This window comes from Micromonospora sp. WMMD998, assembly GCF_029581235.1.
In the GTDB taxonomy this organism is placed as follows: Bacteria; Actinomycetota; Actinomycetes; order Mycobacteriales; family Micromonosporaceae; genus Micromonospora.
This window is the reverse complement of sequence record NZ_CP120740.1, coordinates 6,002,679-6,016,161: the sequence shown is the minus strand read 5'-3', so window position 1 is coordinate 6,016,161 and position 13,483 is coordinate 6,002,679. Positions and strand designations below refer to the sequence as shown.

General features: G+C 72.5%; 29 protein-coding genes. All 29 read right to left on the bottom strand.

The features are described from left to right. Positions 1 to 137: 137 nt before the first annotated feature. Genes O7619_RS27225 through O7619_RS27085 form a run of 29 tightly spaced genes read right to left on the bottom strand, consistent with a single transcriptional unit; the run spans position 138 to position 13,467 of the window. Positions 138 to 764 (bottom strand): GIY-YIG nuclease family protein, encoded by a 627-nt coding sequence (locus O7619_RS27225; protein ID WP_282284248.1) that lies wholly within the window; start codon positions 762 to 764, stop codon positions 138 to 140. 3 nt (positions 765 to 767) lie between these two features. Further along, positions 768 to 1,430: a hypothetical protein gene (locus O7619_RS27220; RefSeq protein WP_282284247.1), complete on the bottom strand. Its 663-nt coding sequence runs from the start codon at positions 1,428 to 1,430 to the stop codon at positions 768 to 770. Further along, complete coding sequence (locus tag O7619_RS27215; RefSeq protein WP_282284246.1) at positions 1,427 to 2,536, bottom strand: hypothetical protein; 1,110 nt, start codon at positions 2,534 to 2,536, stop codon at positions 1,427 to 1,429. The genes O7619_RS27220 and O7619_RS27215 overlap by 4 nt, the downstream gene beginning before the upstream one ends. A gap of 54 nt (positions 2,537 to 2,590) precedes the next feature. Continuing rightward, entirely contained in the window at positions 2,591 to 2,878 is a 288-nt protein-coding gene (locus O7619_RS27210) for a hypothetical protein (protein ID WP_282284244.1), read from the bottom strand. After that, positions 2,875 to 3,216, bottom strand: coding sequence for a hypothetical protein (locus tag O7619_RS27205; RefSeq protein WP_282284242.1), 342 nt, complete (start codon positions 3,214 to 3,216; stop codon positions 2,875 to 2,877). The genes O7619_RS27210 and O7619_RS27205 overlap by 4 nt, the downstream gene beginning before the upstream one ends. Next, on the bottom strand, positions 3,213 to 3,494 hold the full coding sequence (locus O7619_RS27200) for a hypothetical protein (RefSeq protein WP_282284240.1): 282 nt from the start codon (positions 3,492 to 3,494) through the stop codon (positions 3,213 to 3,215). The genes O7619_RS27205 and O7619_RS27200 overlap by 4 nt, the downstream gene beginning before the upstream one ends. Before the next feature lie 3 nt (positions 3,495 to 3,497). Further along, the gene (locus tag O7619_RS27195; RefSeq protein WP_282284238.1) at positions 3,498 to 3,953 is read right to left on the bottom strand and encodes a hypothetical protein; all 456 of its coding nucleotides are present in this window, start codon (positions 3,951 to 3,953) and stop codon (positions 3,498 to 3,500) included. Then, complete coding sequence (locus O7619_RS27190) at positions 3,950 to 4,075, bottom strand: hypothetical protein (RefSeq protein WP_282284237.1); 126 nt, start codon at positions 4,073 to 4,075, stop codon at positions 3,950 to 3,952. The genes O7619_RS27195 and O7619_RS27190 overlap by 4 nt, the downstream gene beginning before the upstream one ends. Beyond that, positions 4,072 to 4,386, bottom strand: a complete 315-nt coding sequence (locus tag O7619_RS27185) for a hypothetical protein (RefSeq protein ID WP_282284236.1) — start codon at positions 4,384 to 4,386, stop codon at positions 4,072 to 4,074. The genes O7619_RS27190 and O7619_RS27185 overlap by 4 nt, the downstream gene beginning before the upstream one ends. After that, a complete protein-coding gene (locus O7619_RS27180) occupies positions 4,383 to 4,634 on the bottom strand; it encodes a hypothetical protein (protein ID WP_282284235.1) in 252 nt (83 codons plus the stop codon). The genes O7619_RS27185 and O7619_RS27180 overlap by 4 nt, the downstream gene beginning before the upstream one ends. Beyond that, entirely contained in the window at positions 4,631 to 4,945 is a 315-nt protein-coding gene (locus tag O7619_RS27175) for a hypothetical protein (RefSeq protein WP_282284234.1), read from the bottom strand. The genes O7619_RS27180 and O7619_RS27175 overlap by 4 nt, the downstream gene beginning before the upstream one ends. Before the next feature lie 60 nt (positions 4,946 to 5,005). Next, positions 5,006 to 5,377, bottom strand: a complete 372-nt coding sequence (locus tag O7619_RS27170; protein WP_282284232.1) for a hypothetical protein — start codon at positions 5,375 to 5,377, stop codon at positions 5,006 to 5,008. Next, positions 5,374 to 5,676: a hypothetical protein gene (locus O7619_RS27165; RefSeq protein WP_282284231.1), complete on the bottom strand. Its 303-nt coding sequence runs from the start codon at positions 5,674 to 5,676 to the stop codon at positions 5,374 to 5,376. The genes O7619_RS27170 and O7619_RS27165 overlap by 4 nt, the downstream gene beginning before the upstream one ends. Further along, positions 5,673 to 6,113, bottom strand: a complete 441-nt coding sequence (locus O7619_RS27160) for a hypothetical protein (RefSeq protein ID WP_282284230.1) — start codon at positions 6,111 to 6,113, stop codon at positions 5,673 to 5,675. Before O7619_RS27160 ends, O7619_RS27165 begins: the two co-directional genes overlap by 4 nt. After that, positions 6,110 to 6,553 carry a hypothetical protein gene (locus tag O7619_RS27155; protein WP_282284228.1) on the bottom strand — a complete coding sequence of 148 codons (444 nt, stop codon included), beginning with the start codon at positions 6,551 to 6,553 and terminating at the stop codon, positions 6,110 to 6,112. Before O7619_RS27155 ends, O7619_RS27160 begins: the two co-directional genes overlap by 4 nt. A gap of 3 nt (positions 6,554 to 6,556) precedes the next feature. Continuing rightward, entirely contained in the window at positions 6,557 to 7,384 is an 828-nt protein-coding gene (locus tag O7619_RS27150) for a hypothetical protein (protein WP_282284226.1), read from the bottom strand. Further along, positions 7,381 to 7,935, bottom strand: a complete 555-nt coding sequence (locus O7619_RS27145; RefSeq protein WP_282284224.1) for a crossover junction endodeoxyribonuclease RuvC — start codon at positions 7,933 to 7,935, stop codon at positions 7,381 to 7,383. Before O7619_RS27145 ends, O7619_RS27150 begins: the two co-directional genes overlap by 4 nt. After that, positions 7,935 to 8,165 carry a hypothetical protein gene (locus O7619_RS27140; protein WP_282284223.1) on the bottom strand — a complete coding sequence of 77 codons (231 nt, stop codon included), beginning with the start codon at positions 8,163 to 8,165 and terminating at the stop codon, positions 7,935 to 7,937. The genes O7619_RS27145 and O7619_RS27140 overlap by 1 nt, the downstream gene beginning before the upstream one ends. Next, positions 8,162 to 9,067 (bottom strand): hypothetical protein, encoded by a 906-nt coding sequence (locus O7619_RS27135; protein ID WP_282284222.1) that lies wholly within the window; start codon positions 9,065 to 9,067, stop codon positions 8,162 to 8,164. Before O7619_RS27135 ends, O7619_RS27140 begins: the two co-directional genes overlap by 4 nt. Then, positions 9,064 to 9,930 (bottom strand): PD-(D/E)XK nuclease-like domain-containing protein, encoded by an 867-nt coding sequence (locus O7619_RS27130; RefSeq protein ID WP_282284220.1) that lies wholly within the window; start codon positions 9,928 to 9,930, stop codon positions 9,064 to 9,066. Before O7619_RS27130 ends, O7619_RS27135 begins: the two co-directional genes overlap by 4 nt. Then, positions 9,927 to 10,136, bottom strand: coding sequence for a hypothetical protein (locus O7619_RS27125; protein WP_282284219.1), 210 nt, complete (start codon positions 10,134 to 10,136; stop codon positions 9,927 to 9,929). The genes O7619_RS27130 and O7619_RS27125 overlap by 4 nt, the downstream gene beginning before the upstream one ends. Beyond that, on the bottom strand, positions 10,121 to 10,456 hold the full coding sequence (locus O7619_RS27120) for a helix-turn-helix transcriptional regulator (protein WP_282284218.1): 336 nt from the start codon (positions 10,454 to 10,456) through the stop codon (positions 10,121 to 10,123). The genes O7619_RS27125 and O7619_RS27120 overlap by 16 nt, the downstream gene beginning before the upstream one ends. Then, a complete protein-coding gene (locus O7619_RS27115) occupies positions 10,453 to 10,935 on the bottom strand; it encodes a hypothetical protein (protein WP_282284217.1) in 483 nt (160 codons plus the stop codon). Before O7619_RS27115 ends, O7619_RS27120 begins: the two co-directional genes overlap by 4 nt. Then, positions 10,932 to 11,300 carry a hypothetical protein gene (locus tag O7619_RS27110; RefSeq protein WP_282284216.1) on the bottom strand — a complete coding sequence of 123 codons (369 nt, stop codon included), beginning with the start codon at positions 11,298 to 11,300 and terminating at the stop codon, positions 10,932 to 10,934. Before O7619_RS27110 ends, O7619_RS27115 begins: the two co-directional genes overlap by 4 nt. Further along, on the bottom strand, positions 11,297 to 11,692 hold the full coding sequence (locus O7619_RS27105; protein ID WP_282284215.1) for a hypothetical protein: 396 nt from the start codon (positions 11,690 to 11,692) through the stop codon (positions 11,297 to 11,299). Before O7619_RS27105 ends, O7619_RS27110 begins: the two co-directional genes overlap by 4 nt. Continuing rightward, positions 11,692 to 11,970, bottom strand: a complete 279-nt coding sequence (locus O7619_RS27100; RefSeq protein ID WP_282284214.1) for a hypothetical protein — start codon at positions 11,968 to 11,970, stop codon at positions 11,692 to 11,694. The genes O7619_RS27105 and O7619_RS27100 overlap by 1 nt, the downstream gene beginning before the upstream one ends. Beyond that, positions 11,967 to 12,236, bottom strand: a complete 270-nt coding sequence (locus O7619_RS27095; RefSeq protein WP_282284212.1) for a hypothetical protein — start codon at positions 12,234 to 12,236, stop codon at positions 11,967 to 11,969. The genes O7619_RS27100 and O7619_RS27095 overlap by 4 nt, the downstream gene beginning before the upstream one ends. Then, positions 12,233 to 12,739, bottom strand: a complete 507-nt coding sequence (locus O7619_RS27090) for a hypothetical protein (RefSeq protein ID WP_282284210.1) — start codon at positions 12,737 to 12,739, stop codon at positions 12,233 to 12,235. Before O7619_RS27090 ends, O7619_RS27095 begins: the two co-directional genes overlap by 4 nt. After that, positions 12,736 to 13,467 (bottom strand): hypothetical protein, encoded by a 732-nt coding sequence (locus O7619_RS27085; protein WP_282284209.1) that lies wholly within the window; start codon positions 13,465 to 13,467, stop codon positions 12,736 to 12,738. Before O7619_RS27085 ends, O7619_RS27090 begins: the two co-directional genes overlap by 4 nt. Between the last annotated feature and the right edge of the window lie 16 nt (positions 13,468 to 13,483).

Here is a 13,483-nt window from a genome sequence, read left to right as displayed (position 1 = left end):
TCCCTCGACCTGGGTGTCAGCTGGCGAGTCCTGGCCCCCATCCGCATTGCACGATGGCGAGGGCGATGGCGGCGAGGACCAGGAGGATGGGGAGGGCGGCGTGGCGGATGGTGCGCCGGTTCGGGGTGCGCATCGTGTCAGCGTGTCGCATGTGCGCAACCAGCCGCGAGGGTCCAGCCAAGCACGCGCTCGGGTGGGCCGTAGTGGTCAAGCAGCATCTCGATGTGCGAGCGGAGCGCGTCGTCGAGGTGGAACCACTCGTGGGTGATGTGCTGCTGCACGAACTGCCGGTGGCGTAGCCGTTCGAGGTCTCGGGCGCCGGGTTCGACGGCCAGGACTTCGTCGTGCGGGAGGTTGCCGAGGCGGGTGCGGAAGTTCCGGCTGTAGCCGATCTTCACGCGGTCGGCGAACTGCACGTAGTAGACGACGGGCTGGTCGGGTGGCGGCACGAGGGTGCCTGTCCGATTCTGGGCAGGGTTCGTCTCGGGTGCCAGCTCCGACATTGTGGCTGGCGTGCTGATCTTTGGCAAGTGAGGTGTGACGGTGACCTTGCGTTTTCGGCCTCGGCGGCTGGTGCGGGTGCGCTGTTCGGCGGCTACGACGTCGTCCCAGCGGAAGAGGTGGGCGCGGCCGGCGAGGCGGCCGGCGGGGGTGAGGTGTCCGCGTCTGACCCAGCTGTTGATGAGTGCGGGGGTGATGTCGGGGCCGAGTTGGGCGCAGGCTTCGCCGGTGGTGACGAACTCGACGCCGTGGAGCTGCTCCATGGGTCACCGCCTCGGGGTGGTGGGCCATGCGCTGGCGGGCCAGATGTGGCGTACGCCGGCGGCGCGGATGTCCATGTGGCAGGTGCAGTCGTCGCCGATGCAGAGGCAGCCGTCGGCGCCGGCTTCGCAGGTGACGGTGCGGGTGTAGGTGGGGCCGTCGGTGTGGAGCCAGAGTTGGCGGGCTGAGCAGCGGGGGCAGGCGAGGCCGACGAGTAGTTCGCGGTTGGGCTTGAGCTGGAGGGTGTCGCGGATTCGGGTGTCGGCCTCGTCGAGCCAGCGCCAGAGGTGAGCGGCGGTGGCCGGCTGGAGGTCGGGGATGGCGTGGGTGAGTGTGGTGAGCGGGTCGTCGGCGGCGTGGAGGTGGAGGCGGCGGGTGAGCCAGGTGAGGGTGTCGGTGGTGCTGGTGGCGAGGCGGGCGAGGCGGCCGTCGCGGACGTCGGGTTCGAGGGTGCCGACGGCGGCGCGTGAGGCGGGGTCGCCGTGGCTGCCTTTGCCGGTGGGTCCGGGGATGGGTCGCCAGGCTTGGATGGCGCTGGCGGCGGCGGTGATGCGGGCTTCGGCGCGTCGTTCGGCGGCTTCTCGGGTGACTGCGGCGTCGAGCTGGTGGCGGGCGGTGGTGAGGTTCTGGGCGGCGCGGGTGGCGTGGTGCTGGTGCGGGTGGGTCACCGGTCACCTCCGCTGCGGCGGATGGCGGCGGCTGCGGCGGCGGCGCCGCGGCGGGCCCGGTCGGTCATGTCGGGGTCGTGCAGGCACATCCGGCCGTCGACCTGGCCGTGTTCGTCGCAGGTGCGGCAGGCGTCGATGGCGGCGCGGACGGCTTCGGCGTGCTGGCGGGCCCGCTCGGACTGGGCTCGGGCGTTGCCTGCGGCCTGATCGCGGTCCCACTGCTCGCGGGCCTTGCGGACGTCGGCGCAGGCGCCGCAGTTCGGCGGGTTGTGGGTGTCGCGGTGTTGGGAGCATCGGGTGGGGGGTGGTGCTCCCTCGTCGAGGACGCGGCGCCGATCGCCGTCGCTCCACCCGCGCGGCCCCCCAGTCGAAGACTGGGGGCGGGGGCCGGGGTCCGAGGATCGAGGAACGGGGAACGGGGAAGCCCTACGTACGGCCGTAACTGTTCCCCGTTCCCCGGGAGTACCGGCCGAAGGGTTCCCGGAAGGGTTCGGTGAAGGGTTCCCGGAAGGGTTCCCGGAACCCTTAACACCTGCGGAAACGTCGTCGCCGTCGCTGTGAGTGTTGGCGTCGTCGTCGGACTGTGGCGGGTCGCTGGAAGGGTTCGGCGAACCCTTCGGCGAAGGGTTCCCGGAAGGGTTCGGCGAACCCTTCCGGATCGTCTCGATCATGTCCCGGACGATCGCGGCGGACACCTCGGCGATGTCGTCGGCGGCCAGGACCCGGCGCAGCTCGCCGGCGATCGCGTCGAGGATGGTCCGGCTCGACACGACCGCGAGGTGGTCGCAGGCGGCGCGGAGCACGTTCGGCTGCCGGTACACCTTGTCGCGGCGGATGAACGAGCGGATCAGGACCTCTTCGGTGTCCTCGTCGACCACGACAAAACGCGCGGCACGCAGTTCGGCCAGGTCGTCTTCGACATTGGCGCGGGTGAGTTCCTTGGCGGTCTTCGTCCAGCGTCGTTCCCGGAGCGCCAGGACGCCGTCGTGGGCCAGGTCGGGCTGGCTGAGCAGGAACATGAACATGCGCTGGGCGGTGGGGCTCAGCGCGAGGAAATCGGCGTCTGTCCAGATGCTGACCGCGATCCGGGCTTCGCTGCGTGCCAATTCCTGCTCCTATCGGGTTGTGCGGTTGGTGCGGTTGCGGGTCGCGCGTGGGTGTTATCGACGGCGGCGCCTCTTAGGGGGCGCGGGGCCGGGTGCGGCGGTCTGTTCGTGGCAGGTGGCGCAGGCGGTCGGGTACCACTGGCGGGTGCTGCCGGCGTTGGTGTAGGGCTGGCCGGCGGGGTACAGGTAGCCGCCGTCGCGTCGGCAGGTGCCGACGGGGGCGTGTTGGGCGAGCGCGTCGAGCCAGGGCGCGGCGTTGACGGTGCGGCGGTTGTCGAGCAGGAACTTCCGCCAGATGCCGCCTCGGCCGGGGACGTGGATGAGCGGGGCCTGGTGGGTCATGGCCGGCTCCATCCCGCCGGCGGCACCCAGTGCGCGTCCATCCGGTACCGGGAGGTCGGGTCGGGCGGGCGGTAGCGGCACGACGCGCGGCATCCGCCGTGGGTGTCCTCGCAGCCGTGGCTGAGGGCCAGGAAGTACCGGGTCATCTCGATGCCGCCGCAGTGGCAGCAGCGCCAGGCGGGCACGAGGTCGCCGGCCTGGGGTGTGGGTGCGCCGGCGTGGGGGCCGGTGGCCCAGGTCCATGGGGTGCGTACCTGGCCGACCTGGTGCCGGGCCTCGAAGCCTTCGGCCGGGTCGGCGAGCGGAACGAAGGCGAGGACGAGCTGCTCGGTGGTCATCTGCTGATCCCGGGCAGCTCGACGGTGACGACGGGCCGGTCGTCGTCGGCGGGGTCGTATTCGTCGCTGACGCACTCGTGCTGGCAGAACGCGCCGTTGCAGGCGTAGCAGTGGCCAGCGCGGCAGGGGTCGCAGGTGAGGCCGTCGTCGTCGGCCGCTTCGGTTTCCTGCTCTTCGTGCATCGACACGAGCGCGTCCCACAGGTCTGCCACGATCTCGTAGGGCTCGCCTGTCTCCGCCATCACCTCGGTGATGGCCTGTTCCCTGGTCGTGTCCATCGGTCAGCCCTCGGCCTGGCGGTTGGTGTCCACGGTGGTGTCATCGCTGGCCGGCTCGGGGGTGTCACAGGTCGGGTCGGCGTCGACGCGGTCGCCGATGAGGAAGGTGTCGCGGAGGTCGTTGACCGCGCACTCGAAGCGGAGCCCGGCCAGCCCGGTCCGCAGCTCGGCGCGCGGGAGCTGCGCCGTCGCGAGCCGCTCGACGGTGCACGGCCGGGCGGCGGGGCAGTACGCGGGGTGGGCGTCGATCTCCCAGGTGCCGTCGGCGGCGAAGACGATCTGGTGGTGCCAGTCGGGCTGCTCGGGCTCGGCGGCGTGACCGTGCCGGGGAAGAACCTCGGCGCCGAGCGCGGCCGCCGCCGCCATGAACTCGTCGAAGGTCGACACGGTGCGCACGTCGATGCGGATGATGAGGCCGCGCTCGTCGCGGGTCTCCAGCCGGAACGTTCTGTCGGTCATCGGTTCTTCCTCCGGATGAGGTTGGCGATCAGGGCCAGGCGCAGGGCCCGGTTCCGGCGGGCGCGGATCTGAAGCTGCACGAGGTGCCGGACGTGGTCGGCGCGGACCGCCCGGTCAGTCACAGCAGCCCCAACCGGTCCGCGATGACCTCGACGGTCGGGCACGGCCCGCCGCACACCGGCTCGTCGCACCCGGTGCACCACGGGCACCGGCAGTGGCAGTGCACAGCCAGGCCGAATTGCTTGTGCTGGCCGGTGCCGTGGCAGTCCTCGCAGTCCGGGTTCGGCCGGCCGGTCGGCGACGGCAGAGCAAGGTGCAAGGTGATGACGCCGGCGACGACGGTCCGGAGCAGCGGGTCGGTGCCGGGCTGCTCCAGGCGCTCGCCGATGGCGTGGAGTGCCTGATCGTGGCTGGCGACCAGCGCGCCGCTCATCGCCGCCGCCACTTCGCCGCGTCCGGGCAGCTCGCGAAGTGGCTGCGCCGCAGGTCCTTGCGGCCGAACGCCCGGTGCGCCGGCAGCACCCGCGCCACCAGCCGCGACCCGACCTGCTCCAGCAGCACCGTGCCGTCCGACGTCGGGGCGGCGTCGACGGGCATCGGCTTCCCGCGTTCGGTGGTGGCCCATATGACCTGGGCGGGGCACGACTTGCACCGCTCGGTGGGGTAGGCCGGCTCGGTCACCGGGTCACGCCCAGGTGCCGGAAGTCGTCCGTGAAGCCGAAGCACTCCACGCACATTCCGCTGCGCATCCGCGCCAGGTGCAGCACCGGCAGGGCCGCGAACCGGCCGAACACCGACCACTCCGACAAGGGCACGACAGGCGTCGGCGCTCGGCGGGCGGCGGCCTTCCAGCCCCTGTGGTAGTCCCGGCGTGCTTCGGCGCACGGGTCGCAGTCGGCTTCGCCGCGCTTGCGGTGGCGCTGGTGGCCGGCGTACGTGCCGCACCGGCCGGTGTCGGTGGGTGGCTTCTTCGTGGCCGTGGCGGTGGCCATGGGTCCTCCCGTCAGGGGGTGCGCCCCGCCCGGCGCGCAGTGGCCGGGCGGGGCGGTCGGTCAGGGGGTACTAACGCCAGCGCGCCGCTCTTCCAGAACTCGGATCCACAGCTCGCGGAGCGCGTCGAACTCGTCGGCCATCGCCTCGTCGACCTCGCTCACGTCCCGGGCCAGCGACCCGACCGAGCTGTCGAACCCGAACTCGACGGCCTGCTCGATGGAGATCTCGGCGCGGTAGTAGTTGCCGAGGAGCTGGCCGAGGACGCAGTAGCAGTTGTGCGACATGACCAGGGCGTCGACGTGGATCGGGCCGCCGTTCTCGCCGTGGTCAGGTCGGTCGGCCCGCCACCAGTTCGGGATCTTGGCGTCCAGCCACACGACGCCGCGCGCCACGCGGTCCTGGAGGTCCCGGACGGTCAGCGCGGCGGTCACGACGGTGCCCCGAGGAACTCGGTGTCCGGCGCGACCGCCCACGCGATCGAGTCCTGGCGGAAATCCCGGGCCAGCTCGCGCAGCCGGTCCTTGAGGCCGTCGATGCGGCGCTCTGGGATCTGCGCACACCAGCAGGCGTTCTGGTACTCCGTAGCCGGCCCGGAGTACCACGAGCCGTGGATCTCCCGCGCGTACGCGTCCACGGCGAGGTGGGTGCGGAGCGCGAACGCCGCCCATTCCTTCTGCGTCAGCCGGTCGTCGCTGTTGCCGATGCTGATGTAGACGGTGGTGAGGCTCATGCCGCACCGCCTCGGCCAGCCAGGAACGCCCGGTGCTGCGGCAGCTCCACCGCCGGCGGCTTCCGCCCGAACGCCTGAACGACGTTGCGGGCGAAGTCGGCCGGCGTCGGGGCCCGCTCGCCGGCGTACACGCCCGCCTGCCACAGGCCGACCTCGAACCCAACCCGGTCGAGGGCCTCGCGCATCGGCTGCGCGTCGGTCGGCGGCACCCAGCCGAGCGCGACGAGCGTCTCCGCCGCGCCGTCGCTGATGATGACCTGCGCCTCGCCGGCCAGCGTGGTTGCCTCGACGACCGGCACGGTGATCTCCAGGGTCGGGGTGCCCTCGCGCGCGGAGTCGTAGAGCACGTACGCGCCGACGCCGGCAGAGATGTCGGCTCCGTCGACCACGATGGTGGAGCGGCCACCGGGCTGGGCGGTGATCTCGACCTTGCTCACGCCGGCTCACCGCCGTCGGAGAACGCCGGCAGGCCGGCCGCCTTCCGTTCGTCCCGCTCGGCCATCAGCTCCTCGGCCGACGCCTCCGGCACCTCCCGCTCGCCGTCGTCCTGCTCGTCGTCCTGCTCACCACCCGGCACCACGCTGTCGAACAGCGTCGGATCCCCGTCCAGCGACTTGCCCGTCCGGTCCTTGTACCGCTCCGCGAGGATGTCCCGCACCCGATCCGCCACCGCACCGTCCACCGGCTCGATGTGCACGATCTTCGCCGTGGCCACGTGCACGCCCTCGTCGATCTCGTCAGACACCCGCTTCACCGCGTACCGCACCACCGCGTACCGCTCGCCGCGCGGCTGGTCGATCAGCGTCTGCTCGATCAGGTTCAGCCCGTTCAGCTCCCGGTTCTCGCCGGTGAGCTGGGCGCTCAACTTCACTGCCACCTGCTACTTCTCCTTGCTCGGTTCAGTGACCGGGGCGGACGCTCCGGCCGTGTCCCGCTCGACGACCAGCACCGTCACCGGCCGCATCGGGTGGGGGTGGTTCATGCCGGGCACCGTGGTCCGGAACCCGCACTCCTCGCACTGCTCGGCGTTGTAGCGCCACACCACCCGCAGCGCGGAGGCCAGGCCGGTCCGGACCGCGTCGTCGTACCTCCGCTGGACGCGCCGCCGGGCGGCGGTGGCCCGGTCCAGCTCGGCGCGGAGCTGCGCGATCTCAGCAGACCGGGCACCCAGCTCGCGGGCGGAGTGCTGCTCCTGCTCGGCGAGCGCACGCCGCAGATCGAGGACGGCCTCCCGGGCGGCCTTGGCCGCGTGGCCGGCGTCCCGAGCCCGCTCGCGCTCCTCGTCGCGCTCGGCGGTGAGCGCCTCGACCTGCCGCTCCAGCTCGGCGACGCGCTCCACCGCCCGGTTCCGCTCCGACAGCGCGACCCCAGCGGTGCGGCGGTGGTCGGCGGCGGCCTCGGTCATGGTGGCCAGCTCTTCGGTGAGCCGCTGCGTCTCGGTGCGCTCCTGGGCCAGCTCGGTGGCGACCTGCTGCGTCTCCTCGATCTGCTCGGCCAGCGCGTCGTCCGGACCCGGCTGGGCGAGCTGCTCGTCGACGGCGGCGACCTGCTCGGCGTGCTCGGCCTGAGCGGCCGGGTCGGCCACCACCACGGGCTCCGGCTCAGGCTCGGGCTCGTCGACAGGCTCCGCCTCGGCCTCCGCCTCGGCCAGCTCCGCGCGGGCCTGATCCACCGAGGCCGTCACATGCGGCGGAATCGGGGCCGTCACGACAGCTCCCCGAGGGCCGGCCAGGTGATCGAGGTGACCGCCCGGGTGCGCTTCGGGTTCAGCACGGTGGTCAGCGGCGCCCCGTAGGCGTGCGCGGTCAGGCCGAGCAGGGCCAGCGAATCCGCCTGGTGCTCGTCGGCAACGTGCGCGAGATGCCCGTACTCGGCGGTCACCGCCGCCTGCACATCGGTCTTGTCGGCATTGCCGTTGCCGGTCGCGTAGATCTTGATCTGCTGCGGCTCGACGTACACGTAGCGGATGCCGCGGCTGAACAGCCAGTGCGTGACCACCCCGTGGACCTCGGCGAGACGCAGCGGCGTGCCGCCCTTCCCCGCCCCGGCGTACATGGACTCGATGGCCACGATGTGCGGCCGGCAGCCGACCGCCGCGGCGACGCTGGTGAGAATCTTCTGGATCCGGGGATGGCCGGTGGTGGTCTCGCAGATGACGGTGTCGGTGCCGACACCGGGCTCACCGCGGTGATTGTGAGTCCAGCTCAGGCCGGTCTTCCGCAGGGCAAGGTCGATGGATACGGCGCGCAGCGCGGTCATCAGAACGGTGCCTCGCTGTCATACCGCCGACCACGCAGCCGGTCGACCACCGCGTAGAAGCGCGACCGGATCCGCCAGGTGAACAGCCACCACAGGTGCTGGACCACGGTCGGGTTGCAGTCCGCGCAGTGCCGACGGCCGATGAAGCCGGCGTCGCCGCACGGCGGGCAGTAGGGCTCCTCGCGGGCCGGGTCCGGCTCGTCGTCGTACCAGTCGTCGAGATCGGTCACGACTGGCTCCCGGGCTGCGCGACCTGGACGTCGTCCCACGCCGACTGGTCCGCCGGCGGCACCGTCGGCTCGACCGCCGGCGCCGGCCGGGACACCGCGGCCTGGGCGGCGATCTCCTCGCCGGTCACCTGCGCCGGGAACTCGTCACCGACCAGCGTCTCCCCGCGCTTCAGCGACTGGAAGACCACGCCCAGCTCCGCGACGTCCGCCGCCGTCCACTGGCCCTTCTTCCGGCCGAGCCGCGTCTCGATCTGCGCCACGGTCACGCCGAACGACGCCTTGAAACCGGCGGCCATGTCGGTGATCCGGTCGACCAGCGGCTTCCCGTCGCCCCGCTCCACCGTCTGCCGACACCGGTCCTGCGCCTCCGCGACGAAGTCGGCGGGCAGCACGGTGAAGATCGCTTCCCGGACCGCCCGGGCGCCGATGTTCTGGTTGTTCAGGTAGACGTCCTGGAGGTCGGTGAGCGGCTTGCGCTCGCCGCCGGCCATCCGCTGGTGCGGCACCTGGAAGGTCCGCGACGAGCGGACGTTGGTCTGCTGGTCCCAGGCGTACGCGCGGATCTCCGACATGCCCCGCACGTCATCGCGGTGCAGCTCGTGCACCCCGTAGTCGACGTTGCCCCAGATCCGGGCCAGCTCCCGGGCGAGGTGCACGGACGGGCCGTTGCCCCGGTTGCGCACGGAGTAGAACGCCCGGGACGCGAGGCCGAGCCGGCCGCACGCGGCCTGCATCTCGGCCCACGCCCGGCCCATGTCGCGGGGGTTCTGCTGGGCGACCTGCACGGCGGCGGCGACCTCGGCGACGGCGCGGGCCTGCTCGACGGCCGTGGTCTGGGTGGCCGCCGGTGTGATCGCGGCGGCCGGGTGGATGCGCTCGACGGCGCGCTGGCTGGTGCTCACATCAACTCCTGGTATCGGTTCTCGACGTAGCCGGGCAGGCTGAGGAGCACGACGTCATCGGCGTAGCCGGGCCACCGGCCGGACGTCGTGCACTCGCGGTAGAGGTGCCGCGCCTCCCGGGCCAGGTGCTCCCCGATCCGCTTTGCGACCGGGTGCAGCTCGACCACGGTCACCAGGTACGGCGGGCGCTTCTCCTGGAAGACGAACAGCAGCTCGGCGTCCTCCCCGACCAGCCCGGTCGCTTTCGCGCCGGGCAGGTAGTGGCCGCGCTGGACGTGGTAGCCGTACTGGTTGACGGCCTTCTCCAACTTCTCGGGCTCGGCCGAGTCGCAGGTCTTGTAGTCGACGAGCAGCGGCCGGCCGGCGCCCGGGTCGGGCGCCCAGTCGAGGCGGGCCCGGCAGCGGACCCGCGTCTCCGGGTCCTGCCAGAACAGGGACACCTCGGCCTGCCCGCGGTCGGGGTCGAGGAGCCGGCCGGCGAGCGGGTGCTCGCGGATCTTCGCGGCCATCGCGTCGACCTGTTCCATGTCGGCGCGCTTGAGCGGCACGCCGCCGGCCTCCCGGATCGCGGCGACCCGCGCCTTGACCTCCTTGGTGTCCCACCGGTCGCGGTCGACCAGCACCAGGTCGGGGCCGACGCCGAGGACCCGCTGGTGTGCGGCCTTGCCGTGCTCGAAGACGGGCTTCGTGCCCTGGCCGTTGTCGAGCCAGTGCCGGAACAGCGCCGGGCAGGACGGGGGCAGGAGCTTCCGGGCGCCGGTGGACGACAGCGACCCGCCGGGGACGGGGTCGCGGTGGTAGTCGGCGTCGAGCACCCCGAGGTAGATCCCGGGGCGCTCGACGACGAACGGCTGGTCGGTCACTCGGGGCACTCCGGGTTGGCGCACGGCAGGCCGTTGGCGTACGCGAGCGCGCACAGCACGCAGGTCGGCTCGACGTCGTCGGGCACACCGAGCAGGGCGCTGACGTTGGTGCCGCAGAGCGCCTCGTTCGGGTCGCAGCACACGACGTGGACCGGCCGGTCGGCCGGTGCGGTCTGCTCGTCGGCGGCGGTCAGCGGCGCGGCCATCGCACGATCACCTCCCGCTCCGGGCCGACGAGCGCGAACGCCTCGGTCGGCCGGTCAGTCGCCGGGATCAGCCGGGTCCGGATCGCGATCGCCACCGCGTGCGGGGCGTTGACCGCGCCGATTCGGCGGAAGATCCGTTCTTTCTGGGCGGCGACGGCGCGGAGGCTGGTGCCGAGCCGGCGGGCGATTTGCGCGGCGGTGTGGCCTTCGGCGACCAGGGCGAGGAGGTAGTGCTCGGCGGCGGGGGTCCAGGCGCGGTAGGGGCGGGGGGCCGCCGACGTGGTGTCGGCGGCCACCGGGGCGAGCTGGGCCGCGGTCATTGGCCGCACCCGTCGTAGCAGTCCTCGGAGCACGGCATGCCCTCGGCCATCCGCGCGAGCGCCTTCTCCTGCCACCCGTCGCCGTCAGCCGGCCAGGGCCAGCCCAGACCGACGGCGAACGCCTTCAGCTTCGGCACCCCGTACTGCTCGTACTCGGCGTCCTCCATCGCCTGGACGATGTCGTCGCGGCCGAGCAGCCATGCGTACTCTCGGAGCTTGTCCACCGACCGGCTGGCGGAGATGCCTCGGTGGTCGACCGCCTTGCCGATGGCGAACGTCAGGTACTCGCGGGCCTCGTGCTCCGGGTCGATCGGCACCCACCGGTCAACGTCGATGTTGCCGTCGGGCACCGCCTTGCACAGCGTCTCCACGTCCATCGCGGACAGCAGCACGTCGCGGCGGAAGCCCATCCAGTCGGTGCCGCCGTCGGTGATGGCCTTGAAGCGGGCCAGGATCTGCTCCTGCGTCCGGGCCGTCATCGGGTCACCGCCAGGGCCTGCTCGCCGTTGAGGATCTCGGTCAGCCGCCGGCAGATCACCGAGTCGTCGTGGCCCGCCTGAGCCCAGGCGTGCAGCAGCTCGTACGCGCCGCGCCGCACGCCGCCCGTGCCGTCGCAGCCGCCCTCGAACGTCGGGCAGCCGTCCTCGGAACCACCCGGGTAGTGCAGCGTGATCGAGTCCGGCATCAGCCGGTCGAGGTTGGCGTCCTGGACGGTGGAGAACAGCGGCGGCATGTCGTCGGGCACCACGACGGCGGTCAGCGACACGGCAACGTCGGCGCGGCGGACGATCCACCACCGCTTGCCGTCCGGCTCGTAGGTGTGGATGGTGATGAACTCGCTCATCGGGCACCGGCCTTGGCGCGCTGCTCGTACGCGATCTCCCGCAGCCACTCGTCCGCGATCCCCCGCACCGCCGCGTCGGACAGCGTCGGCACCGCCCAGTCGATCAGCGCCTGCCGGGCCAGCGGCGGCGTCACCCCGCAGTCCACGGGCACCACCAGCGTCAGCGGGTCGGGCTGGGTGTCGACGTCGAGTAGCGGCCAGTCCCGACGGACCGCGTCGACGAACGGGCCCGCGTCGACGGTCAGCTTCACGGCGACCGGCTCGGGGGCGTGGTAGTCGGACACGTCGTGCTGGTCGGCGGCTCGGTCCCGGCCGACGAGGAGCAGCCCGCCCAGGCCGAGGGCGATCGCGCCGAGGCCGGCCAGGGCCGCGTTCATGTCGATGATCTGCATCAGGAGTCCTCTGGGGTGACAGGTCGGATCTCGGGGAACATCTCGGTGAGGAACCGCTCGACGTCGGCGGCCAACTCGGCGTCGCTGACGTCGAGCGAGTGAGCCGCAGCGATCGCGCGCTGCTCGTCCTCGGTGAAAAGCGCGGCATCGGGGGTGAGCGCGGCGGCGACCAACTGCTCATCGGGGTCGGGGAACGTCGGGGCGGTGGCGAACAGCCACACCAGCCAGCCGAGGACGGCCAGGCCGGCGAGAATCAGCACGCCAGCGAGCGCGATCACTGGGCACCTGCCCACACCGCAACGAGGTCCCGCAGCGACGCCTCATCCGCGTCGTCCGCGTCCGGCCACGGGTCCACCGCCGTGCCGCACTCGGCCACGTCCAGCGGAGCCGGCTCGGGCCGGGCCGGCCGGCGGCGGGCAGCCGCCCGGGCCACCTCCTGCCGCCGGCCGATCACCGCGACCACGGCGACGACGACCACGGTCAGGGCGAGGCCGGCGACCTCACCGGCCGACTCGGCCAGCCCGGCCCAGATCGACGCGATCACCGGACACCGCCCGGGGCGGGGGTGGACGGCAGGTCAGGCCCCGGCCGGGACGAACGACGAGTGCGCGTCTCGGGGTACCCGGCCGGGGCGTTCGTGGGCCGCGGAGGGCGACCGGTGATGGACAGGCCGTCGACACCCGGCGGCACCGGCGCGGCCGGCGGCCCGTCGTCGCGGGAGTACCGCAGCCCGGTCGGGTCGTCGTCGGCGTCGAGGAGCGTCCGGGCGGCCAGCTCGGCCTGGAGCACGGCCGCGTGGAGCTGGGCCTTGCCCGCGTGGAAGGCGTACGCGCTGTAGGCGTCGTTGAGCGCCAGGTTCGGGGCCTTGAGCGCGGCGATCTGCTGGTCGGTCTTCCGCTCGGACCGGAACTTGGCCATCAGCTCGTCGTTGATCCGGTTCCACTCGGCGCTGGCCTCGGACGCCTTGGTGGCGTGGCGGCGCATCAGGAGGAGCTGGAGGTCGACCCAGGCGCGGGCGGACTCGTCGAGGGGACGCATGCCGGTCACGCCTCGGCCGTGAGCGCGTCGGACAGCCACTCCGACCCGGTCAGCTCGGTCAGTCGGGACGGCAGACCAGCCGCGTCGAACGACTGCCACGTGTACTGGTCGCACCATGCGGTGCCGAACACCTCGACCATGCGGGCGCGGGCGGAGTCGTGGGTGCCGGTGATCCGCACGAACCGGCCGTCGTGCCCGTGGTCCGGGCCGAAGGTGAACAGCCACTCCTGCTCGGGCTCCGGCTCGGCCGGGCCCTGCATGTGGATGTCCAGCGTCAGCCCGTCCGCCACAGGCCGGTCCGCGCTGGCGGAGGGTGTGCGGTTGGTGTCGCCCACCTTCGTCTCGACACCGAGGTACGCGGCCCACCGGTCGACGTCGGCCCGGGAGTCGAGGACCGCCCGGAAGCCGATCCAGTACCTCGGCAGCGGCAGCCGCTGCTCCACGATGCCGTCGGCCAGCGTGTGCAGCGCATCCGCGAGCGCCCGCCGCCGGCCGAGGTCCGCGTACTCCCGGACTTCCTCCTGGGTGGCGATCGCCACGGCGGAGCCTTCGGTGTGGCGCATGAGCCACGGCTTGCCGGGACCGACCGGGCGCAGCGTCAGCGTGATCTCCCGCTGCCCGCCGTCCTGCATGCCGAGCACGTGCACGACCTCGTGGACACCCTGGCTGTCGCTGATGTGGTCGCCGGCCGTCAAGTCCTCGATCGGGCGGCGGTTGGTACCCTGCTTCTCGGTCATCGACCTGTTCCTTTCG